The organism is Actinoplanes sandaracinus, from assembly GCF_030009775.1.
GTDB lineage: Bacteria > Actinomycetota > Actinomycetes > Mycobacteriales > Micromonosporaceae > Actinoplanes > Actinoplanes sandaracinus.
The window spans coordinates 1-23,872 of the sequence record NZ_JASCTH010000056.1 but is presented as its reverse complement, the minus strand read 5'-3'; the positions used below and the strand labels follow the sequence as shown (position 1 = coordinate 23,872).

Annotated in this window: 23 protein-coding genes and 1 pseudogene; 7 read left to right on the top strand and 17 right to left on the bottom strand. The window is 70.9% G+C overall.

Annotated elements, in window-relative coordinates:
- Nucleotides 1–53 precede the first annotated feature (53 nt).
- The 6 genes from QLQ12_RS45355 to QLQ12_RS45330 form a co-directional block, all read right to left on the bottom strand.
- Nucleotides 54–1,418 (bottom strand): LLM class flavin-dependent oxidoreductase, encoded by a 1,365-nt coding sequence (locus QLQ12_RS45355; protein ID WP_282767291.1) that lies wholly within the window; start codon nt 1,416–1,418, stop codon nt 54–56.
- Complete coding sequence (locus QLQ12_RS45350; RefSeq protein ID WP_282767290.1) at nt 1,418–2,314, bottom strand: TauD/TfdA dioxygenase family protein; 897 nt, start codon at nt 2,312–2,314, stop codon at nt 1,418–1,420. Before QLQ12_RS45350 ends, QLQ12_RS45355 begins: the two co-directional genes overlap by 1 nt.
- A 14-nt stretch (nt 2,315–2,328) precedes the next feature.
- On the bottom strand, nt 2,329–3,195 hold the full coding sequence (locus QLQ12_RS45345; RefSeq protein WP_282767289.1) for an ABC transporter permease: 867 nt from the start codon (nt 3,193–3,195) through the stop codon (nt 2,329–2,331).
- Complete coding sequence (locus tag QLQ12_RS45340) at nt 3,188–3,994, bottom strand: ABC transporter ATP-binding protein (RefSeq protein WP_282767288.1); 807 nt, start codon at nt 3,992–3,994, stop codon at nt 3,188–3,190. The genes QLQ12_RS45345 and QLQ12_RS45340 overlap by 8 nt, the downstream gene beginning before the upstream one ends.
- A complete protein-coding gene (locus QLQ12_RS45335; protein WP_282767287.1) occupies nt 3,991–5,010 on the bottom strand; it encodes an ABC transporter substrate-binding protein in 1,020 nt (339 codons plus the stop codon). The genes QLQ12_RS45340 and QLQ12_RS45335 overlap by 4 nt, the downstream gene beginning before the upstream one ends.
- 411 nt (nt 5,011–5,421) lie before the next feature.
- Nucleotides 5,422–6,408 (bottom strand): sporulation protein, encoded by a 987-nt coding sequence (locus QLQ12_RS45330; RefSeq protein ID WP_282767286.1) that lies wholly within the window; start codon nt 6,406–6,408, stop codon nt 5,422–5,424.
- Nucleotides 6,409–6,686: 278 nt separating this feature from the next.
- Here QLQ12_RS45330 and QLQ12_RS45325 point away from each other — a divergent pair, with 278 nt between their 5' ends.
- Nucleotides 6,687–7,148 (top strand): hypothetical protein, encoded by a 462-nt coding sequence (locus QLQ12_RS45325; protein WP_282767285.1) that lies wholly within the window; start codon nt 6,687–6,689, stop codon nt 7,146–7,148.
- Nucleotides 7,149–7,259: 111 nt separating this feature from the next.
- Here the strand turns inward: QLQ12_RS45325 and QLQ12_RS45320 are convergent, their stop codons facing one another.
- Nucleotides 7,260–9,566, bottom strand: a complete 2,307-nt coding sequence (locus tag QLQ12_RS45320; protein ID WP_282767284.1) for a PAS domain S-box protein — start codon at nt 9,564–9,566, stop codon at nt 7,260–7,262.
- 76 nt (nt 9,567–9,642) lie between these two features.
- On the opposite strand from QLQ12_RS45320, the gene QLQ12_RS45315 reads away from it, so the two are divergent.
- Nucleotides 9,643–10,437 (top strand): SAM-dependent methyltransferase, encoded by a 795-nt coding sequence (locus tag QLQ12_RS45315; RefSeq protein ID WP_282767283.1) that lies wholly within the window; start codon nt 9,643–9,645, stop codon nt 10,435–10,437.
- Here QLQ12_RS45315 and QLQ12_RS45310 read toward each other — a convergent pair.
- Both QLQ12_RS45310 and QLQ12_RS45305 read right to left on the bottom strand, forming a co-directional pair.
- Complete coding sequence (locus tag QLQ12_RS45310) at nt 10,388–10,666, bottom strand: hypothetical protein (RefSeq protein WP_282767282.1); 279 nt, start codon at nt 10,664–10,666, stop codon at nt 10,388–10,390. The genes QLQ12_RS45315 and QLQ12_RS45310 overlap by 50 nt on opposite strands.
- 22 nt (nt 10,667–10,688) lie before the next feature.
- Nucleotides 10,689–11,246, bottom strand: coding sequence for a hemerythrin domain-containing protein (locus QLQ12_RS45305; protein WP_282767281.1), 558 nt, complete (start codon nt 11,244–11,246; stop codon nt 10,689–10,691).
- A 258-nt stretch (nt 11,247–11,504) separates the two neighbouring features.
- On the opposite strand from QLQ12_RS45305, the gene QLQ12_RS45300 reads away from it, so the two are divergent.
- A complete protein-coding gene (locus QLQ12_RS45300) occupies nt 11,505–11,819 on the top strand; it encodes a DUF3817 domain-containing protein (RefSeq protein WP_282767280.1) in 315 nt (104 codons plus the stop codon).
- Nucleotides 11,820–11,863: 44 nt separating this feature from the next.
- Here the strand turns inward: QLQ12_RS45300 and QLQ12_RS45295 are convergent, their stop codons facing one another.
- From QLQ12_RS45295 to QLQ12_RS45275, 5 genes are read right to left on the bottom strand one after another with little or no spacing between them, the layout of a single operon-like run.
- Entirely contained in the window at nt 11,864–12,802 is a 939-nt protein-coding gene (locus QLQ12_RS45295; RefSeq protein ID WP_282767279.1) for a cyclase family protein, read from the bottom strand.
- A complete protein-coding gene (locus tag QLQ12_RS45290; protein ID WP_282767278.1) occupies nt 12,786–13,931 on the bottom strand; it encodes an alpha/beta hydrolase family protein in 1,146 nt (381 codons plus the stop codon). The genes QLQ12_RS45295 and QLQ12_RS45290 overlap by 17 nt, the downstream gene beginning before the upstream one ends.
- 2 nt (nt 13,932–13,933) lie before the next feature.
- Entirely contained in the window at nt 13,934–14,857 is a 924-nt protein-coding gene (locus QLQ12_RS45285) for a fumarylacetoacetate hydrolase family protein (protein WP_282767277.1), read from the bottom strand.
- Nucleotides 14,854–15,795, bottom strand: coding sequence for a VOC family protein (locus QLQ12_RS45280; protein ID WP_282767276.1), 942 nt, complete (start codon nt 15,793–15,795; stop codon nt 14,854–14,856). The genes QLQ12_RS45285 and QLQ12_RS45280 overlap by 4 nt, the downstream gene beginning before the upstream one ends.
- 11 nt (nt 15,796–15,806) lie before the next feature.
- The gene (locus QLQ12_RS45275) at nt 15,807–16,925 is read right to left on the bottom strand and encodes an FAD-dependent monooxygenase (RefSeq protein ID WP_282767275.1); all 1,119 of its coding nucleotides are present in this window, start codon (nt 16,923–16,925) and stop codon (nt 15,807–15,809) included.
- A gap of 113 nt (nt 16,926–17,038) precedes the next feature.
- On the opposite strand from QLQ12_RS45275, the gene QLQ12_RS45270 reads away from it, so the two are divergent.
- Together QLQ12_RS45270 and QLQ12_RS45265 are read left to right on the top strand one after the other, a co-directional pair.
- On the top strand, nt 17,039–17,974 hold the full coding sequence (locus tag QLQ12_RS45270; RefSeq protein ID WP_282767274.1) for a LysR family transcriptional regulator: 936 nt from the start codon (nt 17,039–17,041) through the stop codon (nt 17,972–17,974).
- 194 nt (nt 17,975–18,168) lie between these two features.
- The gene (locus tag QLQ12_RS45265) at nt 18,169–19,362 is read left to right on the top strand and encodes an MFS transporter (RefSeq protein WP_282767273.1); all 1,194 of its coding nucleotides are present in this window, start codon (nt 18,169–18,171) and stop codon (nt 19,360–19,362) included.
- A 151-nt stretch (nt 19,363–19,513) separates the two neighbouring features.
- On the opposite strand, the gene QLQ12_RS45260 is transcribed toward QLQ12_RS45265, so the two are convergent.
- Nucleotides 19,514–20,083: a DUF2087 domain-containing protein gene (locus tag QLQ12_RS45260; RefSeq protein ID WP_282767272.1), complete on the bottom strand. Its 570-nt coding sequence runs from the start codon at nt 20,081–20,083 to the stop codon at nt 19,514–19,516.
- A gap of 199 nt (nt 20,084–20,282) precedes the next feature.
- Here QLQ12_RS45260 and QLQ12_RS45255 point away from each other — a divergent pair, with 199 nt between their 5' ends.
- Nucleotides 20,283–21,347, top strand: a complete 1,065-nt coding sequence (locus QLQ12_RS45255; protein ID WP_282767271.1) for a lytic polysaccharide monooxygenase auxiliary activity family 9 protein — start codon at nt 20,283–20,285, stop codon at nt 21,345–21,347.
- Nucleotides 21,348–21,689: 342 nt separating this feature from the next.
- Nucleotides 21,690–22,232: a hypothetical protein gene (locus QLQ12_RS45250; protein ID WP_282767270.1), complete on the top strand. Its 543-nt coding sequence runs from the start codon at nt 21,690–21,692 to the stop codon at nt 22,230–22,232.
- Nucleotides 22,233–22,298: 66 nt separating this feature from the next.
- Here QLQ12_RS45250 and QLQ12_RS45245 read toward each other — a convergent pair.
- Nucleotides 22,299–23,655: pseudogene (locus tag QLQ12_RS45245) on the bottom strand (NF041680 family putative transposase).
- Nucleotides 23,643–23,872: hypothetical protein (locus tag QLQ12_RS45240; RefSeq protein ID WP_282767269.1), on the bottom strand; the 230-nt coding region annotated here is incomplete at its 5' end. The pseudogene QLQ12_RS45245 and the gene QLQ12_RS45240, both read right to left, overlap by 13 nt.

The window sequence follows — 23,872 nt, the reverse complement described above, 5'->3', positions numbered from 1 at the left end:
GCGCGGGCCGGGCGGGGGTTTTGAGTGCCCGACCCCCGCCACTGCGGGCGCTGTCAGCGGAAGACGGCGTCTGCGGTAGCGGCGGTGGTGTTGCGGTTGGCTGGACGCGGCAGGCCGAAGTGTTCGCGCAGCGTGCGGCCGGTGTACTCGGTGCGGAACCGGCCCCGCTCCTGGAGGATCGGCACCACCTGGTCGACGAATGCCGTGAGGCCCGACGGCAGGACCGGCGCCATGATGTTGAAGCCGTCGGCGGCGCCGGACTCGTACCACGTCTCGATCTTGTCGGCGACCTGGACGGCCGTGCCGCTGAAGGTGAGGTGACCGCGGCCGCCGCCGAGGCGGCCGATCAGCTCGCGGACCGTGAGGTTCTCGCGGCGCCCGAGGTTGACGACCAGGGTGCGGCGGCTCTTGGCGCCCTCGATCTGTTCCTCCTCCGGCAGGTGGGCCGGCAGCGGCGCGTCGAGGGACAGTTCCGACGCCTCGATGCCGAGCAGGCCGGCGAGCTGGGCGAGGGCGTACTCGGGGCGGATCAGCCGCTCCAGTTCGGCCTCCAGCGCGCGGGCCTCGGCCGGGGTGGCGCCGATGATCGGCACGATCCCGGGCAGGACCTTGATGTGGTCGGGGTCGCGCCCGAATTCGACGGCACGCCGCTTGAGGTCGTCGTAGAACTCCTGCGCGTCGGTCAGGGTCTGGTGTGCGGTGAAGACGGCTTCGGCGTACCGGGCGGCGAAGTTGCGGCCGTTCTCCGACGAGCCGGCCTGGACCAGCACCGGGTGTCCCTGCGCGGAGCGCGGGACGTTGAGCGCCCCGGCGACCGAGTAGTAGCGGCCCTGGTGCGCCGGCGGGTAGATCCTGGTGTCGTCGCCCCAGACGCCGGTCTCCTTGTCGGCGACGATGACGTCGTCGTCCCACGAGTCCCACAGCTTGAGGGACACGTCGACGAACTCGGCGGCCCGCTCGTACCGCTCCTTGTGTGCCGGCAGGTGGTCGAGGTTGAAGTTGCGGGCGGCGTCGAGCCCAGCGGTGGTGACGATGTTCCAGCCGGCCCGGCCGCCGCTGACGACGTCGAGCGAGGCGAACCGGCGGGCCAGGTTGTACGGCTCGTTGTAGGTGGTCGACGCGGTGGCGATCAGACCGATCCGTGACGTCGCCCCAGCGAGGGCGGTGAGCAGCACGGTCGGTTCGAGGACGCCGGAGGGCCTGCGGCCGACCTGGTCCCAGAGGACCGGCCCGTCGGCGAGGAACAGCGAGTCGAGCTTGCCGCGTTCGGCGATCCGGGCCAGGTTCTTGAAGTGCTCGACGTCGAGGTCGGCGTAGGGGTCGCTCTCGGGAAGCCGCCAGGCGGCCTCGTGGTGGCCGACGCTCATCAGGAACGCGTTGAGGTGGAGCCGGCCGGGACGCTTCTCGGAAGAGGACATCACTGCACCTGCGGGGTGTAGTGGGTGGCCTCGTCGCCTTCGAGGAGGTAGCTCTTGGCGCCGTCCAGGCTGACCGGGACGTCGCCGGCCACGGTCACCCGGTGCAGCTTGCGGGCCTGGTCGCCGTAGTCGTCGGCGGCGTAGTGCTGGGTGCTGCGGTTGTCCCAGACGACGACGTCGCCCACCTGCCACCGGTGGCGCAGGGTGTTCTCCGGCCGGGTCACGTAGTGCTGGAGCAGCCGCAGGACGTCGCGGGACTCGGTCTTCGACAGACCGAGGACGCCGGTGACGAAGTTGCCGATGAACAGGTTCGGCACGCCGGTGTCCGGGTTGACGCGGACCACCGGGTGGGCGGTGCGGTAGCGGGTGGAGACGAAGACCTTGTGGTAGTCGTCGACCTCGGCGGAGCGGAACTGCGGGTGTTCGGCGTAGTCGTAGGAGTTGGAGTGCTCGGCCCAGGCCCGGTCGGCGAACAGGCGCAGGTGCTCGGGCAGGTCAGCGTAGGCGGCGGCGGTGTCGGCGAACAGGGTGTCGCCACCGTGGGAAGGGATGACCAGGCTGCGCAGGGTGGTGGCCTTGGGCGGGGCGACCACGAACGTGACGTCGGTGTGCCAGGCGTTGGCCCGGGCGCCCTCGGCGCCGGCGACTTCGAGGACGTTGGCCTGACCGTCGACGGAGGGCACGGTCGGGTGGGCGAGGGTCAGCGGGCCGAAGATCGAGGCGAAACGCTGGTGCTGCTCGTCGTCGAGGTGCTGGCCGCGGAAGACGAGCACCTTGTGCTCGACCAGGGCGTCGTGGATCTCTTTGGCGGTGACGTCGTCGATGTCCTGCTTGAGGTCGACGCCGGAGATCTCCGCTCCGATCCGGCCACCGATGCGACTGACAGTGAGGCTCATGGGAGGGTCCCTTTCTAGTTGGCGGTGCGCCAGGTCGAGAAGCGGCGTTCGGTGACGACGAGGAGTTGGTTCACCAGCAGGCCGATCGCGGAGATGGTGATGATTCCGGCGTACATGTCGGGGACGGCGAAGTTGTACTGGGCGTAGTTGATGAGGTAGCCGAGGCCGGCTTTGGCGCCGACCATCTCGGCGGCGATCAGGATCAGGATCGAGGCGGAGCCGGCCAGCCGGATGCCGGTGAAGATCGTCGGTACGGCGGCCGGGAGCACCACCTTCTGGAAGAGGCGGACCGGGCCGAGCCCGAGCGAGCGGGCCGATTTGATCAGCAGCGGGTCGACGGTACGGACGCCGCTGACCGTGTTGAGCAGGATCGGCCAGGTGCAGCCGTAGAAGATGATCGCGACCTTGGAGGTCTCGCCGAGACCGAGGATCAGCACGAAGACCGGCAGGATGGCGAGGGCGGCGGTGTTGCGGAACACCTCCAGCAGCGGGTTGAGCAGGTTCGCCACCGGCGTGTACCAGCCGATCAGCAGGCCCAGCGGCACGGCGGCGGCGATCGCGAGCCCGAAGCCGGCCGCCGACCGGGCGAGGCTGGCCGACGTGTGGTTCCCGAGTTCGCCGCTGACCAGCAGGTCCTTCCAGGCGGCGAGCACTTCGGTCAGCGGGGGCAGGAAGACCGGGTTGACCAGTTCGAGCCGGGGGAACACCTCCCAGATCACGGCCAGCGCGGCGATCGCGACGATCCGGGTGAGCACGGCGCCGGTGATGCGCCCGATGCGCCGGCCCAGGCCGCGCGGTGGCGAGGCCGGCACGGCCGGGACCGCGATCCGGCGGGCCGGGGCGGTTCGCACCGCGGGCGGAGTCTCGGTGAGGCTAGACATGGGTGCCCTCCAACTCTTCGCTGCGCGCCCTCTTGACCTCGTCGCGCAGCAGCGTCCAGATCTCGTGCCGGTAGTGGGCGAATCGCGGGTCGGAGCGCAGGTCCTCGGTGGCCGAGCGGGCGTCGATGCCGACGTCGACGATCTGCTTGATCCGTCCCGGCCGGGAGGTCATCACGGCCACCCGCTGACCGAGGTAGACGGCCTCCTCGATGCCGTGGGTGATGAAGATGATCGTCTTGCCGGTCTTCTCCCAGATCCGCAGCAGCTCGTCCTGCAGTCCGTCGCGGGTCTGCGCGTCGAGGGCGGCGAACGGCTCGTCCATCAGCAGCACGTCCGGGTCGAAGGCGAGGCTGCGGGCGATCGCCACCCGCTGTTTCATGCCGCCGGAGAGCTCGTGCGGGTACCGGTCCTGGAACCCGGTGAGGCCGACCAGGTCGAGGTATTCGCGGGCCTTCGCGGCACGTTCGCGCCGTGGCACGTTCTTGGCCTCGAGTCCGAACTCGATGTTGCCCTGCGCGGTCCGCCAGGGCAGCAGGGCGTACTGCTGGAAGACGATGCCGCGGTCCAGGCCGGGGCCGGTGACCGGCTTGTCGTCGACCAGGATCCGGCCGCTGGTCTGCTCGGCGAGGCCGCCGGCCAGGTCGAGCAGGGTGGACTTGCCGCAACCGCTGGGCCCGACGATGACCAGGAACTCGCCGGCCCGTACGTCGAGGTTGATGTCCCGCAGCGCGGTGACCGTGGCGCCGCGGGCCCGGAAGGTCTTGCCGACGTTCTCGAACCGGATCTTCGGCGTGCTCATCCGGCGGCACCGCCCTTGGCCAGGTCGTTGTAGTCGTTGGTGTAGAGGTCGGCCGGCTTCAGGTCGTTCTTCTTCAGCTCGCCGGTGCCGTTCAGCCAGTCGATCCAGACGCTGAAGTCGGTGTCGGCGATCTTGCCGCCCGGGCTCACGACGCCGTAGCTCTTCCAGAACTTGACCTGCTTGGTGTCCTCGTTGCGGCCGCGCTTGGCGATGATCTCCTCGAACTTGGCGCGGACCGTCTCGACCGGCTGGTCCCGGGACCAGTCGACGGCCTTGGCCACCGCGGTGGTGAACCGGCGTACCGTGTCCGGGTTCTTCTTGATGAAGTCGTCGCGCAGCACGTAGCTGCCGCCGTTGAAGTCGCCGAGCAGGTCGACGTCGGTGTAGAGCGGGCGGATGCCGCCGTGCTCGATGGCGACGTCACGCAAGGTGCCGCTGAGCGCCGCCACGTCGATCTGCCCGGCCCGCAGCGACTGCTCGGTGTTGACCGGCGGCACCACGATCAGCTCGACCTGCTTGATCTCCTCGGGCGTGAGGCCGGCCCGGGTCAGGTAGGTCTTGGTGATCGCCTCGGAGTGCGCGCCCAGCGTGTTGACGCCGATCTTCTTGCCGATCAGGTCCCTGGCCGACTTGACCGGGCTGTTCTCCAGCACGAAGAAGCCGCTGTAGTTGCCCTTGTCGGAGCCGTAGTAGCTGACCACCGCGGTGATCGGGGCCTTCGACACCTTGAGCTTCACGATCGCGCCGTTGAACGCGCCGCCGAAGTCGGTGTCGCCGGTGGTCGCGGCCTGGATGTCCTGCGGACCGCTGATCGTGTTGCCGATCCACTTGAGTTTGACGTCGCCGAGGTAGCCGAGGCTCTCGGCGAGTTCCGCCGGCGTGACGGCACCCACCCAGCCCTGGTAGCGCAGTTCCTTCACCTGTTCGCCGCTCGCGGCGGCGCTCCCGGGGCCGCCGCAAGCGGCGAGTGTGGTGAGGGTCAGTAAGGCTGCTATCGCGGATCTGCGGGTTGTCATCGGGAGACTCCTTCGGTGGCCGGTGTCATCGACCGTGCGGGGGTACGTGTCATCGGCCGGGCGGCCGGGTGTGGCCGTCGGCGTTCACAGGCAGGGTTCAGCGCGCCGGCGGAACGCCGCCGGCGACGGTTTTTCGAGAGGACCGGGCGACGATGTCCGGTGGTGGCTACTGAAGAGGGCGGCGGGACTTCGCCGTCTGACTCAACAGGCGCAGGTGCACACCCGGAGATAGTCGACGAAGCGGCGCCGCGTCAGGCGCTTGCTTCGGTTCATGTCAGCAACGTAAGTCGCCGGGCACTCCACGTCAGCCATTTTGTGAGCCAGGTCACATACATTTCCCATAGAGTGAGTGGGAAATAAGGAAGGAAAAAGGGGCGAGGGCCACCGCCCTCGCCCCTGTGATCAGGAGTTTTACTCCTCGAAGCCCTCGAAGGCGTCGCCGACCTCGTCGATCGCCTCACCGGCCAGGTAACCGGCCGCCAGACCGCCCGCGACACCCATCGCGGCGCCGCCCATGCCCGAGCCGTGGTGACCGCGCCGGTAGTGGCCGTGGTGGCCGTGACCCTGCTGCGGGTGCCCATAGCCGTAACCGGCCGGAGCGCCGAAGCCGGGCGCCGACTTGCGGCGGTCGACCGCCTGGCGCACCCAGCCCTCGACGACCTGACGCCAGTCGGTGGTGTCGGCGTCGGCGTGCGAGACGGTGTAGCGCCCGTAGGTGTCGTGCCCCTGGGTGAACAGTCCGCCGCGCTTGTCGAACTCGAGCACCACCTCGACCTGGTGCGGGCTGGTCACGAAGGTCAGCTCGACCTCGTTGATGCCGGCCGCCGCGTACTGCTGCGGCGGGAAGTACTCGATCTCCTGGTAGAACGGGAGAGTCTGGTGGACGCCGTAGATCTGCCCGTACTCCAGGTCGGCCGACTTGAACCGGAAGCCGAGCTGGGCGAACGCGTCCAGGATGCGCTGCTGGATGGGCAGCGGGTGCACGTGCACCGCGTCCAGGTCGCCCTTGTCGATCGCCCGGGCGATCGCCAGCTCGGTGCGCACGCCCATCACCATGCCACGCAGCGTCTGCCCGTAGACCGTGGTGATCGGCGTCTCCCACGGCATGTCGATCCGGAACGGGATCGACAACTGCTGGCCGGCGGCGAGACGCATCGGGCCGGTCACCGGGATGCGGAGGAAATCGCTGACGGCCGAGTAGTCGCCGCCGCCGCCCTCCACCTCCATCCGGGTGACGAGGCCGAGGGTGATGTGCTCGATGGCCGCGTCCTGCGTGCCGCCGACCAGGTTGACCTGACCGGTCAGGGGGGCACCCGGATAGGTGCTGGGGTTGGACAGCACAGTGTCCACGCTCGGGCCGCCCACACCGAGGGCACCGAGCAGTTTCTTGAAGACCACGATGTTTCTCCCGCTTCGAAAACGTGCCTGGCGAAAACTAGCAACGCCCGCTGAACGAACGCTGAGAAACCGCTGGTACACGCGATGGCGCCCACGACGGTACGGCTATCGTGCAAGGTCGTGGGACCGGTCGCCGAGTCTGTCCCGGCATTCCGCCTGAACGAGATCGTAGTGCCGCCAGAGGGACCGCGGGGCGCCACTCGCTGATCGCCACCGAGCCACATAGGACGGGCGCGGTCTTTTCCCCGGGTCCCCCTCCGGCATATCCTGCCCGGGCCATGGCCACCATCGCGCCGCCCTATCAGCCCTTCTCGCCCGGGTTCCCGCCGGTCGATACGTCGCGCCGTGACGGCGGCTCGGCGATCGCGGTGACCATGCGGTACGCGCCGTTCGCCTTCCTGCTGCGGCTCTACACCCCGGTGCTGGAGATCGACGGGCAGGGTGTCCCGGCGTACTGGGGGCGGGTGGTGCAGTCGGTGGCGCTGGGCGAGCACCACGTGCACGTCCACGTGCCCTACCTGCTCCCGTCCCGGATCGGCGCGGCCGACACCACCGTGATCGCGGTGCCGGGCCACACCGTGGAACTGGAGTACCGCGCCCCGCTGCTGTCGTTCCTGCGCGGGGCCATCGGCGCTCCCCCGCAGCGCTATCCGGGCGCGGCGGCCGCGGCGGCGCTGCTGGTGCTGGCGGTGGCCCTAGTGGTCTGCGGCTGCGTCGGGCTGGTCCTCAGCGGCGGCTGAGAAGCGAGGCGGCGGCTGAGAAGCGAGGCGGCGGCTGAGAAGCGAGGCGGCGGCTGAGAAGCGAGGGTGTGGCTGAGAAGCGAGAGTGTGGCGATACGTGCCGGAGGATCCTCAGGGCTTGGCCCGGAGTTCGTCGTGCAGGGCGCGCATCAGCTCGGCACTGGTGAAGGGCTTCTCCAGCAGGTGCACGTCGGCGGAGAGGGTGCCGTGGGTGGTGAGGACCGGCTGGGCGTACCCCGACATGAAGAGGACCTTGGTGCCCGGCCACCGTGAGCGGACCGCCTCGGCCAGGTCCCGGCCCAGCATGTTGGGCATGATCACATCGGTGAGCAGCACGTCGACGGGGTTCTCGGCGGCCAGCCGCAGCGCCTCGTCCCCGCCGTCCGCCGCCAGGACGGTGTAGCCGCCCCGCGTGAGGATCCGGCAGGTCACCTCGCGCAGCGCGCTCTCGTCCTCGACCACCAGCACGGTCGCGCCGTGCCCGGTGAGCCCCGCCGCGGTGTCCTCCGGCGCGTTCGCGGTGGCCTCCACGTCGGTGGCCGGCAGCAGGATCGTGAACGTGGTGCCGACGCCCGGCTCGGAGTAGATCTGCACGGTCCCGCCGGCCTGGGTGATGATGCCGTAGACGGTGGCCAGCCCGAGCCCGGTGCCCTGGCCGCTGGGCTTGGTGGTGAAGAACGGCTCGAACGCCTTGGCGATCACCTCCCGGGGCATGCCCGTGCCGGTGTCGGAGACACGCAGCCGCACGTAACGGCCGGCGCTGAGGCCGGACCGGGCGGCGGCGTGCTCGGCGTCGACGTCCACCAGCGCGGTGTCGATGGTCAGCCGGCCGCCGGTGGGCATCGCGTCGCGGGCGTTGACCGCCAGGTTGACCAGGACCTGTTCCAGTTGGCCGGGGTCGGCCATCACCGACGGCAGCCCGGCGGTGGTCAGGACGGTCAGCGCGATGTGCTCGCCCAGCGACCGCATCAGCATCTGGTGCACCTCGGTGACCACGGTGTTCAGGTTGAGCGGGCGGGGCCGGATCACCTCCCGGCGGGCGAAGGCGAGCAGTTGATGGGTGAGGTCGCTGCCGCGCCGGGCGGCCCGGGCGATCTGCTCGGCGTCCACCGCGGGCGGCGTGCCGGCGGCGTCCTCGACGATGAACGACGCGTAGTTGAGGATCACCGCGAGCAGGTTGTTGAAGTCGTGGGCGATGCCGCCGGCGAGCTGGCCCAGGCTCTCCAGCCGCTGTGCCTGCTGGATCCGGGCCTCCAGGCGCTGCCGGTCGGCCTCCTCGTGCAGGCGGCGGCGTTCCTCCTCGGCGGCGAGACGTTCGGTGACGTCCCGGACCACGGCCACGACCACCACCCCGCTGTCGGTGTGCAGGGCACTGCAGGCGATGTCGACCGGGATCTCCCGGCCGCCCCGGCCCACCGCCCGGCGGGTGGCCCAGCGCTGGTCGGGCTCGTCCTGACTGCGCTGGGAGTCCAGCGGCGTGCTGTCCCCGCCGGTGCGCAGCACCGCCGAGACCGCGGGCAGGCCGTCCAGCAGCAGCGACTTCACCGACATGTGCAGCAGGTCGTGGCGGGGCAGGCCGAACAGCCGCTCGGCCTCGGCGTTGACCAGCACCACCTCCCCGGACTCGGCGACGCCGAGGACCGCGTCCGGAGCGGCGTCGAGGATCGCCTGCACCCGCGCCTCGGCCCGCTCCCGGTCGCTGATGTCGCGGGTGATGCTGGTGGTCCCGACGATCGTGCCGCGCTCGTCGAGCAACGGCGAGACCAGTGTGGAGACCGCGATGATGTCGTCCGCGGCGGTCCGGCGGGTGCTGCGGTAACGATCCACCCGGCCACCGAGCCGGACCATCCTCCGCAACTGTTCCTCGTCGCTGCGCCGCTCCTCCGGGATGATGCCGTCGATCGACCGGCCGATCATGTCGGCGGCCGGGTGCCCGTAGAGGGCTTCGGCGCCCGGGTTCCAGGACAGCACCCGGCCGTCGAGGTCGGTGGTGACGATCGCGTCGTGCGACGACTGCACGATCGAGGCGAGCAGCGACCTGGTACGGGCGGCCTCCCGCTGCACCGTGTCGTCGCGCAGCACCGCGGTCACGTACATCTCGCCGTCGGGCGCGGCCACCGCGGACAGCGAGACCTCGACGGGGAAGACGGTGCCGTCGCGGCGGAGACCCCGCAGCGGCAGACGGCGCAGCGGGGGATGGGCGCCGGAGAGGTACGCGTGACGCTGTCCTGGATGCCCGGGCCGCTCCTCCTCCGGAACCAGGTCCTCGATGACGCGCCCGAGCAGGTGCTCGGCGGGGTAGCCGAACATGTCGTGGGCCCGGCGGTTGGCCATGGTGATGATGCCGTCCGAGCGGCTCACGATGATCGCGTCCGGGGCGGTGTCGAGCAGAAGCCCCGGGATGCCGGTTGACTCCACCGATGCCTCCCCACCCTTAAGCTACTTCTATCGTGATATTTCGGTATGAGGTTGTGGATTTAGGGAAAGCACTGGCGTGAGCACTCCGCAGCCCCCGATCGATCCGAACCGGCCGAGCGCGGCCCGCATCTACGACGTCTACCTGGGCGGCGGCCACAATTTCGCCTCCGACCGGGCCGTCGCCGCCCGTGCCGTCGAGTTGCTGCCCGAGACGCCGTCGGTCGCCCGCGCCAACCGCGCCTTCCTGCGGCGCGCCGTCCGGTACGCGACCGCCCGCGGCATCCGGCAGTTCCTCGACCTCGGCTCCGGCATCCCCGCCGGGGACAACGTGCACCAGGTGGCCCGGTCCACGGCGGAGGACTGCCGGGTGGCCTATGCCGACATCGACCCCACCGCCGTCCTCTACACCCGGCACCTGCTCGACGGCGACCCGCGGACCGTGGTGATCCAGGGCGACCTCCAGCGGCCCGCGATGATCCTGCACCAGCCCGCGGTCCGCGACCTGCTCGATCTGAGCCGGCCGGTGGGCATCCTGATGCTCGCCGTGCTGCACTACCTGCCGGACGGCCCGGCCCTGGACGCGGCCATGGACGCCTACCGGGAGGCGGCGCCGCCCGGCAGCGTGCTGGCGATCTCGCACCTCACCTTCGGCGACGACCCGGCGCTGGTGGACCGGGTGGCCGACCTCTACAACCGCACCGGCACCCCGCTGGTGCCGCGCGACGCCGACCGGGTGGGACGGTTCTTCGAGGGCTGGCGGCTGGTCGAACCCGGTCTGGTCCACAGCCCGCGGTGGCGCCCGGACGACGGCGACGAGCCGGTCAGCGACGCGGCACAGCGCCTGACCCTGGCCGGCGTCGCCGAGCGATAGCGATCCCGGAGTCGGCGGGACGGTCGTATCCGTCGCAGCTGTCCTCCGGCTCCATCTCGATCAGATCGAGCAGGTCGGGCCCGGAGTGCCCGGTGTCGACCGTGCCGCCGATCAGGCCCAGCAGGGCGGCGCAGTTGCGCCCGTAACCCTGCACCATGCGGTCGACCCGGGTGGGGTGACCGCACCGGCGGCACGGGCGCATCCGGTCCGGTAGAGAGTGATCCGGCACCTGCCCAGTATCGGTGTCCCGGTCAGGATTCGCCGACCGCGTCGGCCAGTTCCTGCTTGTTCATCCGGGACCGGCCGGGAATCTCCTGCTCCCTGGCCTTGTCGTAGAGCTCCTTGCGGGTGGTCGCGTGGTCCTCGCCGGACGGCGACGGCCACGATCCGGTGGTCGCCTCGATGAAGCGGCGGCCCATCTCCGCGCGCTCGGCCTCGCCGAGACGCTCGGTGAGGATCGGGAGGAGCTCCTCCTCCTCTTCCTGCACGTGGTGGCGCAGCTCACCGGCGATGGCCGCGACGGTGCCGTCGTAACCGGGGTCGTCCGCGCTGCCGCGCAGCAGGTTCTGCAGCATCTCCTCGACCTGGTGGTGCTCCGCGACACCGTCCTTGATCTCGTCGCCCTGCCGCTCGGCGAGATCGCGAATCGCCGGATAGACGAAACTCTCCTCGGCCTCGGAGTGCGGCAGCAGCAGCCGGGCGACCTCCTGCATGAGGGCCGCGCTGTCGGCGTCCCCCTGCTCGGCCCGGGTCAGCAGCTCGTCGACCTGGCGGTGCTGCTCCTTGATGATCTCCACGATGTCCGGCACGGCTCCCCCTCGGATTCCGGCTGGGGGCCGGCGGGGGCCCCCAGCCCGCGGGACGGCGCCCGCGCCCCCCCTCTTTGCCGGGCGGGGCCCGTCCCCCGCCCCCCGCCCGCCGCCCCCCCCCCCCCCCCCAGCCGGGTGTTGATGCGACCAGGGCGAGATACCCGATAAAGGCCTGATTATCCTTCCGGATCGGCTGTCAGGAAACGTTCATCTTCCGGGTCGTACGCTGCCCGGGAGCACTGTGAGAGGAGAACAAGGGTGCACCCGTACCGGATCTTCAGGATCACCGCGATCGCCGAGGCCTTCTCGTGGACCGGCCTGCTCGTGGGCATGTTCCTGAAGTACGTCACGGAGACCACCGAGGCCGGCGTCTGGCTGTTCGGCCGCCTGCACGGCGCCCTGTTCATCGCCTACCTGATCGCGACACTCTGGGTCGCGCGGGCCGAGCGCTGGTCGCTGTGGCGGGTGCTGTTCGGCCTCGCCGCGTCGGTCCCCCCGCTCACCACGCTGATCTTCGAACGCTGGGTGGCCAAGCGCCGCCCGGCAGCGGAGCCGGTGGCCGCCACCACCTGAGTTCCGCGGAGGTGGGGGCGTGTCCACGGACACGCCCCCACCTCTCATTTCACGGCGATCGGGTTGACCGGCGAGCCGACCGCGCCGGTGATCGGCAGCGGGGCCGCGGTCAGCCAGAACTCGTGGACGCCGTCGGCAGCGCAGTCGGCAGCCAGGGCGTCGAGGTCCCACATCTCGCCCAGGAACAGCCCGATGTGCGGAATCGCGACCTGGCGCAGCGGCTGGAAGGCGTCGTCGAACTCGTTCGGCCGCACCTCGAAGCCCCAGGTGTCGGTGGCGATCGCGGCGATCTCGGTGCGGTGCAGCCAGTCGGCCGTGGTGAACGACAGCCCGGGGGCCGGTCCTCCAGCGTAATCGCCCCAGCCGTCGCGCCGTGCCCGGGCGAGCTGGCCGGTGCGTACCAGGACGATGTCGCCTCGGCCCACGGACAATCCGTGAGCGTCGATCCTCTCCTCGAGATGAGCGGAAGTGATGGCGAAGCCGTCCGGGAGGTCCCCGAAGTCCAGCAGCACCCCGCGCCCGGCGATCACGTCGGCGACCGTCTCGATGCCGGTCACGGCGTCGCCGAGGCTGGTGACCACCTCGCCGGCGGGGCGGCCGTTCCAGGCGACGCCGTGATCGAAGATGTGGCCCAGCCCGTCCCATTGCGTCGAGCACTGCAACGGCATGGCGATGACGTCGTCGGCGCCGCCGATGCCGTGCGGGAAGCCCTGCACTCCGGCGGCCGCGTCGGTGCCGGTGTCGAGCATGGTGTGCACCGGGTTGGTGCGCCGGCGCCAGCCCTTCTGCGGCCCGTTCGCGTCGAACGACTGCGACAACGAGAACGAGACGCCGCGGCGCACCAGCGCCGCCGCCTGCCTGCGCTTCTCGTCGGTCAGGAAGTTCATGGTGCCGCGTACGTCGTCGGCGCCCCATCGCCCCCAGTTGGAGCAGCGTTTCGCGGCCGCCGCGATCGCGCCCTCCGGGTCACTTCTGGAGAACATCGAGGACCCAGTCGGCGATGTACGTCTGGACGTGCGCGAAGTGGTCGAGCCCGATGTGCTCGGCGCCGCCCTCGGCCGCGGTGAAGACGCGCAACTCCCGGCGGGGACTACGCACGGCCTGCTGGTACGAGCGGTGTGCGTACTCCAGCGGGATCTGCCGGTCGTTCTCGCCGTGGCAGATCAGGAACGGCACCGTGATCCGCTCGGCCACGCCGTCGAGGTTGACCCCCTCGGCCTTCTTGACGAACGTGTCCAGGTCGTTCTCGCCCCACACCCAGAGCACGTGGTCCCAGTAGTGCGGGACCGGGTTCTCGCCCTCGCGCTCCAGCCGGCGCTTCTGCACCGCGCCCCAGTCGTGGTTGGCGCCCCACGCCACGCAGAGCGCGAGCCGTTTCTCGAACGCGGCGGCCCGGGGCGCGTAGTAGCCGCCCAGCGACCACCCGATCAGGCCGATCCTCGCGGGGTCGACGTCGTCCCGGGCCAGCAGGTGGTCGACGCACGCGGCGGCCCAGTCCTCGGTCTCGATCCGGCTGGTCAGGCCGAGGAACCGCAGCGCCTCGCCGCTGCCGGGGCAGTCGACCATCAGCGTGTGGATGCCGCGGGCGGCCAGCTCGTGCGCGAAGCCGGAGGCGTACATGTGCTCCTTGGTCGAGTCGAGCCCGTTCCACAGGATGATCGTCGGCGCCGGCCCGTCGACCGGGGCCTTCTTGAAGTACGCCGGCAGCAGCGCCCCCTCGAAGGTGATCTCCACCCGCGTCGTCGCCGGGTCGATCAGGTCGAACGCCTTCTGCTGAAGGTCGAGAAGCCGCTGGTAGAACGCCCGCCGATCGGGCGACTTCGCGCTCTGCATGCGCTCGGCCTGTGCCAGGTAGTTGGTGGCCCGCTGGTACTTCTGCCCGGCGGTCCGCGTGTTACCGGCCGCCTCGTCGGCCGCCGCCTGGGTGGCCAGGTCCTCGGCGACGCGAGCCCAGGACGCCATGAACTCGGCGGTGCCGACGTCCGAGCCCCGCGCGGCCAGCTCCTTGATCGGCCGGCAGGCGCGGTCCACCTCGTCGATCAGGCCGCCGCTGTTCAGGGTCGCGACGACGCCCAGGTTCCAGACGTAGTTGCCGGGAAAGTACTCGAACATCTCTACCGCTGCCTTTCGTTGCGGGCCGCCGCCGGGTCACGGCGGCGGACACGCGGGAGTTCGCTGGTCTCCGGGGCGGACACCACCCGGTTGGTGAGGCTGCCGATGCCCTCGACGGTCAGGGTGACCACGTCGCCGTCACGCAGGGGCGGCGGATCCTGGCGGCCGTTGCGGCCCCAGAGCTCGGCCAGGCAGCCGCCGTTGCCGACGGTGCCGGAGCCGAGCACGTCGCCGGCCACGACCCGGCTGTCCCGGGCGGCGTAGGCGATCATGGTCTCGAAGGTCCATCCCATGTTGCTGAGCAGGTCACGGCCGACCTCGGCGCCGTTGACGGTCACGTCACACCACAGATCGAGGAAGCCGTCGCCGTCCCTGCGGTCCTCCAGTTCGTCGGCGGTGACGATCCAGGGGCCGAGGCTGCTGGCGAAGTCCTTGCCCTTGGCCGGACCCAGGTTCACTTGCATCTCACGTTTCTGCAGGTCACGGGCGGACCAGTCGTTGAGGACGGTGTAGCCGAAGACGGTGGCGCCGGGGCCGGCGATCGCGGCCACCTCCAGCTCGAAGTCCCGGTTCACCGACCTCGCCGGGAACGGGACGTCGTCGTCCGGCCCGTAGATCCGGTGCGGGTTGGTGAAGTAGAACGTCGGGGCGTCGTACCACGCGTCCGGCACGCCGCCGGAGCCGTCGATGCTGCGCCGAACCCCGTCGACGTGCTCCTCGAACGCGACGAAGTCGCGCAGAGACCTCGGCCGCAGCGGCGCGAGAAGCCGAACCTCCTTCAGCGGTACGGGCTCCGCGCTCGCCTCCGGGACGCCACCGGAGATGATCTCCAGCATGGTGGGCTCCCCCGCGAACGGGCGCACCTGCTCGCCGTCGATCCGGCCCGTCCGGTCCCGGCCCTGGTGCCGGAAGGTCGCCAGCCTCATACCGGCGGGGCGACGAAGACGCCGCGGTCGACGTGGTTGAAGGACTGCCTGGCGACGAACTCGGTCATCGGATTCGCGGTCCCCCACCGATCGCTGACCGCCGGGTCGGAGAAGTCGTAGAGGTGCGGGTGCCAGGTGTCCTCGTCGAGTTCCTCCAGCTCGGTGGTGTACTCGACGGTGTTGCCGTGCGGGTCGAGGAAGTAGCTGAAGGTGTTGTTCCCGGCCATGTGCCGGCCCGGGCCCCACACCTTCTCGACGCCGCCACGAAGCAGCCGGCCGGTGCCGCGCATGTACTCGTCGATGCCGCGCATCTCGAACGACGCGTGGTGCAGCGAGACGTGCGGGCCGCGGGCGATCGCGAGGCTGTGGTGCCAGCGGTTGGTCCGCAGGAACCACATCATCGAGCCCATCCGCGGGTGCATCAGGGTGTCCGAGAGCCCGAAGTTCAGGTGCCGCTCGTAGAAGGCGACGGTCGCCTCCGGGTTCGGCGAGTTGATCACCACGTGTGAGAGCTTGACCGGGACGGACTCGCCCTCCTCCAGCTTGCGGTGCTGCCGGACGGCCACGTCGCAGGACACCTCGACGGTACGGCCGTCGAGGTCGAAGAAGCGGAAGCCGTACCCGCCGCCCGGGGTCCTCAGCCTGTCCGGCTCGCTGATCAGCGTGATGCCGGCCCGGCCGAGACGTTCGGCGAGCGCGTTCACGCCGGCCTCGTCCGCCGCGCCGAACGCGATCAGGTCGAGCCGCTTCTCGGCGGCCTTGCGCAGCCGTACCGAGTACTGCTCGGGCGAGCCGGCCGCGGCGAGGAACGCGATGCCGTCGTCGGTGGTCTCGGCGTCCAGGCCCCACATGGTGGTGTAGAAGTCGAGCTGCCGGCCGTAGTCCGGCACGGCAAGGTCGACGTGCCGCAGGTGGGTGATCAGTCGTTCGTCGTTCATCGGGTTTCCTTTCACGCCGGCGTCTCGACCAGGTGGGCGACGAGGGCCATCAGGCCGGGGACGTCGCCGCGCTCGTGGGCGAGCTGCCAGCGGGTCAGTTGCAGGGACGCCTCGACGACCGTCCTGACCCGGTCCAGGCGGCGGCCGGTGAACTCCTGCCACAGGTCGTCGGTGAGCGCGTCCTCGCGCAGCAGCAGCTCGGCCAGCACGGACGCGTCCTCCAGGGCCTGGGCGGCGCCCTGGGCCAGGGTGGGCGGGCAGCTGTGCGCGGCGTCGCCGATCAGCACGACGCCGCCGCGGTTCCAGGGGCCGTCGACGAGATGGCTCTCGAAGGCGGTGTAGTTGACCCGGGCGGGGTCGGTCAGGCTCTCCCGGATCTCGTCCCACGGCCCGTGGTAGGCCCCGGCGAGCTCCCGCATCGTCGCGAGCGCCTCGTCCGGCGTCAGACCGGACCGGTCGCGCACGTCCTCGACCAGATAGGCGTAGAGCGTGTCCGGGCCGGTCGGGCAGTAACCCGCGATGTAGGCGGGCCCGCCGTAGTAGAGGTCGGTCCGGGTGACGCTCGCCGGCCGTGCGGTGAAGGCGCGCCAGATGCCCATGCCGACCGGCTGCGGCTCGACGTCGATGCCGATCCGCCGCCTGGTCCACGACCGGAGGCCGTCGGCGCCGATGATCAGGTCGTAAGTCTCGGTGGAGCCGTCGTCGAAGGTGACGGTCGTACCGTCCAGGGCCACCGGTTCGACCCCGAAACGGATCTTCACGCCGCTGCGGAGAGCCCGGTCGATCAGGATCCGGGCGAGCGCGGGCCGGTACATGCCGAGCGTGGCGGGCAGGTCCGGGCCGCCGGTGCGGATGTCGGTGAGCTCGGCGATCAGGCCGCCGGCCGGGTCGGGCGCCCGCAGCCCGAGCGTGTCGAACCCGTAGCCCTCGGCCTTCACCTGGTCCCAGACGCCGAGCTGCCGCAGCACCCGCAGCGCGTTGCCCTGCAGCGTGATGCCGGAGCCGAGCGCGGCCACGTCGGGTTTGAGGTCGACGAGGTCGACCGATACGCCGCCCTCGGCGAGCAGGATCGCCGCAGCGGCGCCGGCGGCGCCGCCACCGACGACCAGAACATGACGAACTGCTGGCACGGCGGTTTCCTCTCTGTTACCCCTGTGACTGGGACCACTGTCTCGCCCGGCCGGGCCATCAGGGAAGCTCAAGTTGGTGATCGCCGCCATAGCCGTGGCTTATAGTGGGCGGCATGGCAGTCGACCGGGCGCTGGCGAATCTCGACCTGAACCTGCTCGTCACCCTCGACACCCTGCTGCGGGAGCGGAACGTGACCCGCACCGCGGAGCGGCTCGGCGTCAGCCAGCCCGCGATCAGTGGGGCGCTCGGGCGACTGCGGCGCCACTTCGACGACTCCCTGCTGGTCCGGATCGGCAACCGTTACGACCTGACCCCCCTCGCCGCCCGGGTGGCCGTGCTCACCGGGCCCGCCCTGGCCGGGGTGCGGCGAGTCTTCGACTCCACGGCCGAGTTCGACCCCTCCGGGCTGGAGCGCGAGTTCACCATCGTCAGCTCCGACTACGCGTCGACCGTCCTGGGGCCGCTGATCGCCCGCCGGATCACCGAGCGCGCGCCCGGCGCCCGGCTGCGGCTGGAGCAGACCACGCCGTACAACGTCGACCACGCCGCCGACACCCTGCGCAGCGCCGACGGCCTGCTCATCCCGCACGGTTTCGTCACCGGCCTGCCCTACCTGGACCTCTACACCGATCGCTGGGTGTGCATCGTCTCCGCCGACAACCCCGCCGTCGGCGACGCGCTCACCATGGATCTGCTCGCCGAACTGCCGTGGGTGGTCATCTTCGACCGGCCCACCGCGTTCGCCCCGGCGTCGCGCCAGTTGCGAATGCTCGGCATCGAAGCCCGGGTGGAGCTGGTCGTCGACGGGTTCGTGCAGATGCCGTTCCTGGTCGCCGGGACCAGGCGGGTGGCGCTGCTGCAGGAACGGCTGGCCCGGCTGCTGGCGCCCGTCTCCGGGGTGCGGATCCTGGACTGCCCGTTCGAGGTGGTCCCGGTCGCCGAGGCCTTCTGGTGGAACCCGATGTACCGCAACGACCCGGCTCACCTGTGGCTGCGAGAGATCCTGGCCGAGGCCGCCGCCGAGTTGCGCCCACCCCACCGGCCGTAGCTCACCGGTCTCATCTCCGCCGCCGTCACGCGCGCCGGCTACGGCTCATCGGCCGGGGTTATGGCTGCCATCAGTGGATGCGTCTTCCGCTGATGGCGGGCCGCCGCACATAGTCAGGGCCACCGCGTGTGACCTGGACCACCCGGCCTCCCCGACTTCTCCGGCTTTCCGGCTTCACTCAGAAGGGCCCTTCCATGCCCGAGACCGCCACGCCCGTACGGCAGGCCGGCCCGGCGCAGCTGGCGCTGCTGCTGGCCGGCAGTTGCCTCTCCGTCCTCGGCGCCGTGCTCATCGCCCCGGTTCTCCCCCAGATGACCGGCCACTTCGCCGGCGTGCCCGGCGCCGCCACCCTGGTGCCGATCGTCCTCACCGTGCCGGCCCTGATCATCGGCCTGACCGCGCCGTTCGCCGGCGTCATCGCGGACGCCATCGACCGCAAACGGGTGCTGATCATCGCGATGGCCGGTTACACCGTCTTCGGTACGGCGCCGCTCTACCTGAACTCGCTCGGCGCGATCATCGGCAGCCGGGTCCTGGTCGGGCTCTGCGAGGCCGCGATCATGACCTGCTGCACCACGCTGATCGCCGACTACTGGTCGGGACCGCGGCGCAGCCGGTACCTCGGTCTGCAGACACTGCTCGCCTCGGTGTCGGCGACCGTCTTCCTCGGACTCGGCGGGGCGCTCGGCTCGTCCGGCTGGCGCACCCCGTTCTGGCTCTACCTCGTGGCGGCGCTGCTGGCCGTACCGATGGCGCTCCTGATCTGGCAGCCCGCCCGCACCGCCACCGGTGTCGCGCTGCCGCCGGTCCCCTGGCGACGGCTGCGGGTTCCGTGCCTGGTCACGCTGGCCGGCGGCGTGATCTTCTACGCGCTCATCGTGGAGCTCTCGTTCGTGCTCGACGAGGCCGGCGTCACCGCCACCGCCACCATCGGCGCGCTCAGCGCGCTCATGTCGCTGGCCACCGCGATCGCCGCCGGCTCCTTCGCCCGGCTCTCCGGCCGTACGCCGCGCGAGTTGCTGCCCGTCGCCTTCGGACTGGCCGCCGCCGGCTTCCTGACCATCGGGGCCGGCGGCGGCTCGGTGCCGGTGATCACGGTGGGCGCGGTGCTCACCGGGGCGGGCACCGGCCTGCTCCTGCCGGTCCTGCTGACCTGGGCCACCAACGGGCTGACCTTCGCCGAGCGCGGCCGGGGCACCGGTCTCTTCACCGGCACCCTGTTCATCGGGCAGTTCCTCTCCCCGATGCTGATCATGGGGATGGCCGGGGTGGTCGGCGGGCTCCGGCCGGCGCTGGGCGTGCTCGGCGTCGCCTCCGCGATCCTCGCGGTCGCCATGCTCGCACTGGTCCCCCGCACCGCGCCCGCCCTCGACGTCACCCACGACTGACCATCACCGGCCACCGCGATCGGGCGGCGCACCCCGGCTCCACCCGATCGCGGTTCGGCACACGGCCCCCACGCGTGACGCTTCAGCCCACTGTGCTGCCTCAGCCCACCGCTGCCTCAACCCGCTGTGGCGCTCAGGTGTCACCGCCTCGCTAGGCGTTGCTCAGGGTGGGGAGCGGGCGGGCCGAGCCGTAGGAGGTGCCGGCGCGGTCGCGCTCCAGCCAGCCGGCCTCGACCAGCATGCGGCGGACCGCGGCCACGTCGTCGGCGGCCGGCGCGATGCGGTCGTTGACCTCCGCCTCGGTGAGAACGCCGTCGACCGCGATGAAGCGGGCGAACAACTCGGCGATCTGCTGCGAGCGCTCGCTGAGCGTGGGCGGCAGGCTGGTCAGCCGGCCGTGCGAGAAGAACGACTTGAGCTGCGGGTACTCCGCCAGCAGCGGGGCGATCGGCTGGGTTCGGCCGAGCGCCTGGGCCGCCTCGCGCAGCACGCCGTCGCGGGCGCGGTAATAGCCGTCGCCGGTGCCGGTCGCCACCCCCGCGCCGACCAGGCGGCCGAGCAGGTCGGCGACCTCGGGTCTCGGCAGATCGAGGTGGATGGACATCTCGAAGATGGTGACGCCGTCCTTCCCATGCCGAACCAGTTCGGCGAACGCCCGCAACCGGGCCGGGTGGGACAACAGCGTCAGTAGGCCGGCGGCGTGCGCGGCTTCGCGGGACATCCCCACACCGTAGGCACGGCCGAATCCGGCGGCACCTCATTTTCGCATTGACTTGCCTCGATCAATGGGCGAGGCTGTGGCCAGCACTGCCGCCGGAGCCACGCGGCGCGCGGAAGCCCGGGCAGCTTCCACGCCGTCCACCGCAGGCGGCCGTCGCGTTTCCGCGTGACGGTCCCGAGCTCCGGAGTGCTGAGTTCAGATGCTTTCACCCGTACGCTTCAGACCTCTGATCACTGGCCTGGTCGCCGCCCTGGCCGCGACCTTCGCCGTCCTCGTCGTGCACAGCGGCCCGGCTGCCGCGCACGGCAACGTCGTCAGCCCCGCCTCCCGCAACTACGGCTGCTTCGAACGCTGGGGTTCCCGGTTCCAGGACCCGGCGATGGCGACCGAGGACCCGATGTGCTGGCGGGCCTGGCAGGCCAACCCGAACGCCATGTGGAACTGGAACGGCCTGTTCCGGGAAGGCGTGGCCGGGCGGCACGAGACCGTCATCCCGGACGGACAGTTGTGCAGCGCCGGGCGTACCGAGAGCGGCCGCTACAACGCCATGGACGCGGCCGGCAACTGGAAGACCACGTCGATCGGCGGCTCGTTCACGGTGTCGCTGTTCGACGGCGCCCGCCACGGCGCCGACTACATCCGGGTCTACGTCACGAAACCGGGCTACGACCCGGTGACCTCGCCACTCACGTGGTCGGACCTGGAGCTGATCAAGACGGTGCCGAACACACCCGCCGCACAGTGGACCCGGCAACTGTCCAACGGTGTGCAGATCGACATCCCGGCGAGCGCGGCCGGCCGCTCCGGACGGGCCATGGTCTACACGATCTGGCAGGCCAGCCACTCGGACCAGTCGTACTACTTCTGCAGCGACGTCAACTTCGGCGGCGTGACCGAGCCGACCACTCCCCCGCCGTCCTCGCCCTCCACTTCGGTGTCACCGAGCACCTCGACACCGCCGGTGGCCGGCTCCTGCGTCGCCACCCACACGGTCACGTCGCAGTGGCAGGGCGGATTCCAGGGCGAGATCAAGGTGACTGCCGGCAGCGCGGCGATCAAGGGCTGGACGGTGTCGCTCACCTACCCCGGCACGCCGCCGATCCAGCAGGCCTGGAACGCCGGCCTCACCGTCAACGGCAACACGGTCCAGGCCACGAACGTCTCCTACAACGGCGGCCTGGCGGCGAGCGGCAGCACGAGTTTCGGCTTCCTCGCCTCGGGCGGCCCGGCCGCGCCCACGATCACCTGCGCGGCCACCTCCTGACCCTGCCCTGCGCCGTTCATCTTTGTTACAGTGCGGTGAAGTGGGAGCGCTCCCACTTGCAGGTTCACAGCGCCGTCCCCCATCGCAGAACGGAGGCCCCCGCAACCCGACCGCGTGGCACGGCTCCGTCCACGCAGTGCTGAAGTGTCGCACGGGGAACGAGGCGGCCCCACCTCGTTCCCGTCGCCGGCCGCGGTCACCCCGCCCGGCCGGCCTCGACAGCGGCACCGGACCCGCCTCACGGCAGCCCGGTGCCGCTGCACGTCGCCCCAGCACCCGCCAGGACACGGCGGACACCGTTTCGGGACACCGCCGCCACGCTCCACGCATCAGAATGCGCCTATGAGCACACACGGGGAGATCAGGAACACGGCGGTGATCATCAACGAGCCCGAGGTTCCGCCGCCGTCGCGGCGGGCGGTGCGGGCGGCCGGGGTGGCCGCGCTGGCGGCGACGGCCGGGTTCATGCCGCTGCACGGGATCTGGGCGGCCGGGGTTCCCCTGTTCGCCGACGCCGGGCGGTTCGCGGCGTGGCACGCCGGCGGGGGCGGCGCCTACCTGTGGACGCTGACCGCGCTGGCGCTGCTGCCGGCGGTGCTGGCGTTCGCCCTGATCCGGCCCTGGGGGCGGATCTTCCCGCGGTGGGCGCCGGGACTCGCGGGCCGGCGGGTGCCGCGGCTGCTGCTCATCGTGCCGGGGTACGGGCTGGCGGTGGCGCTGGCGGGCTACACCCTGCTCGCGTTGGTCCTGTCGTTCGCGCAGTGGGACGCCCCGGAGGCGATCTTCAGCCCCTGGACCGGCGTGTACGGCATCGCCCAGTTCACCGCCTGGGCCACGGCCCTGGCCGTCGCGACCCGCTCGTATGCCGTCCGCACCCGCGAGTGACGGCGCGGCCGGCGAACCAGGATCTCCCGGCTCGACGTCGACAGCCTCCTCGTCCCACCTTGTTCTTTATCCCGTGCGGCGCGGTTTGGTGCCCTTCTTGTGGTGGGCCGGTCGTTGATGGGCCTGTCCGGTTACCAGCATGAGTCCCACGTCGTAGCGGGTAGCGGTGTGCCGGTTGCGGGAGCCGGGCGGGCGTCCGGGACCGGGCTTGCCCGGTTTGGGCGCACGCGCTGGCGAGGCGTTGGTCGTGCGCAGGTTCCGAAACCCCCGTCGTACCCGGGCCGGGGTGAGCCGCTCCGGTGGCACGGGGGCGTTCCCACGGCCGGCGTAGGTCCTGGGCGAGCGGTCGAGCCAGGCGCAGTTGAGTATGCGCAGCCAAGACCAGCCATGTCCACCGGTCCGCCGCGGCCGGGTCGCGCAGCTTCGGCGCGGTCCAGCCCAAGGTCTGCTTGATCATGCGGAAGGTGTGTTCGATATCGAAGCGGCGCAAGAACGCTTGCCAGCACCGGTCCACGTCAGCGGCGGTGGCGTCGACCTTGGACCACCACAGCCACACCGGCTTGGGTTCGCCCCGGCTGGGTAGGTGCTCGACGGTGAGCCGGATGACCGTGCCCGCGATGATTGGTAGCGGCTCGTGGTGGCCGACCCAGGCCGCCCGGCGGGTCAGTCGCGGGTGCAGCCGGTCCCACGCTTGCGCCCGGGCCTGGCCGTAGAGCCGGGTGTCGGTGTGCGTGACTGCCTGCTCGGTTTCCCAGGTGGCGGGGTCGCCGAAGACGAACTCGCCGCCGTGTTTGGCGGGCCGGCCGCCCTCGGGGCTGTAGACGCGTGGCGGGGTCGCTCGGCGCAGCACCCGGTCGGAGCGCATCCGGCCGAGGATCTCGACCGGTAGGTCACGCAGCAGCCAGGCGATACGCGGGGCCTCGTAGCCTGCGTCGAGCACGATCAGGATGTCGCGGTCTCCGGGCTGCCACTGCCCGGCGGCGGTGAGCCGGTCGACGAACTGGCGGATCTGCGCGCAGGTGATCGCGGTGACGTCCGCGCCCGGCGGTAGCCGGACCGCGTCGAGCAGGGCGGTCCAGGAGGTCCGGCCGGTTTCCAGAGCGGCGATGATCGAGTACGGCCAGCCCGGGATCATCCGGTGTTCGTCCTTGCCGCGCCCGTAGGTGTGGCAGAACGACCGCTGCGGACAGCAGTTACCGTCCGGGCGCAACCACGGCGAGACATCCACTGCGAGGACAAGGCGGCCGTCCGCTGCTCGCGGCAGCGGCAACCCGACCAGCGACTTGACCGGCCCCTCGGTGCACAGCAGCGCCTCGGTCAGCTCGAGCAAGGCATCCGCCCGCCGTTCAAAGCACCCGTAGAACTGCTCGCGGAACCCCGCCAACACATCGAACGCTTCCGCCCTGTCCGTCACGACCGCCACAACGAGCGTCGATAGGTGCCCGATGCGCCCTCCTCACCGGATGACGCTCGGTCACCGTCGGCCAGGCCGAAGGTGGGCCCTACAAACGCGCTTACCTGCATGAGTGTTGGTCGTCCAGCGTAATTTTTGTAGCTGTTGGAGTTGTTCTGGCAGTAGTGGATCGGCTCGCGGCGTAAACGCTGAGCGAGCGTGGTTGGTGGGGCTTCGGATTGTCCTG

Excerpts from the sequence above, each read along its gene's own strand:
- QLQ12_RS45355 (WP_282767291.1), bottom strand. The coding sequence starts at position 1,418 with ATGTCCTCTTCCGAGAAGCGTCCCGGCCGGCTCCACCTCAACGCGTTC.
- QLQ12_RS45350 (WP_282767290.1), bottom strand. The coding sequence starts at position 2,314 with ATGAGCCTCACTGTCAGTCGCATCGGTGGCCGGATCGGAGCGGAGATC.
- QLQ12_RS45345 (WP_282767289.1), bottom strand. The coding sequence starts at position 3,195 with ATGTCTAGCCTCACCGAGACTCCGCCCGCGGTGCGAACCGCCCCGGCC.
- QLQ12_RS45340 (WP_282767288.1), bottom strand. The coding sequence starts at position 3,994 with ATGAGCACGCCGAAGATCCGGTTCGAGAACGTCGGCAAGACCTTCCGG.
- QLQ12_RS45335 (WP_282767287.1), bottom strand. The coding sequence starts at position 5,010 with ATGACAACCCGCAGATCCGCGATAGCAGCCTTACTGACCCTCACCACA.
- QLQ12_RS45325 (WP_282767285.1), top strand. The coding sequence starts at position 6,687 with ATGGCCACCATCGCGCCGCCCTATCAGCCCTTCTCGCCCGGGTTCCCG.
- QLQ12_RS45295 (WP_282767279.1), bottom strand. The coding sequence starts at position 12,802 with ATGTTCTCCAGAAGTGACCCGGAGGGCGCGATCGCGGCGGCCGCGAAA.
- QLQ12_RS45290 (WP_282767278.1), bottom strand. The coding sequence starts at position 13,931 with ATGTTCGAGTACTTTCCCGGCAACTACGTCTGGAACCTGGGCGTCGTC.
- QLQ12_RS45285 (WP_282767277.1), bottom strand. The coding sequence starts at position 14,857 with ATGAGGCTGGCGACCTTCCGGCACCAGGGCCGGGACCGGACGGGCCGG.
- QLQ12_RS45280 (WP_282767276.1), bottom strand. The coding sequence starts at position 15,795 with ATGAACGACGAACGACTGATCACCCACCTGCGGCACGTCGACCTTGCC.
- QLQ12_RS45270 (WP_282767274.1), top strand. The coding sequence starts at position 17,039 with ATGGCAGTCGACCGGGCGCTGGCGAATCTCGACCTGAACCTGCTCGTC.
- QLQ12_RS45265 (WP_282767273.1), top strand. The coding sequence starts at position 18,169 with ATGCCCGAGACCGCCACGCCCGTACGGCAGGCCGGCCCGGCGCAGCTG.
- QLQ12_RS45260 (WP_282767272.1), bottom strand. The coding sequence starts at position 20,083 with ATGTCCCGCGAAGCCGCGCACGCCGCCGGCCTACTGACGCTGTTGTCC.
- QLQ12_RS45255 (WP_282767271.1), top strand. The coding sequence starts at position 20,283 with ATGCTTTCACCCGTACGCTTCAGACCTCTGATCACTGGCCTGGTCGCC.
- QLQ12_RS45250 (WP_282767270.1), top strand. The coding sequence starts at position 21,690 with ATGAGCACACACGGGGAGATCAGGAACACGGCGGTGATCATCAACGAG.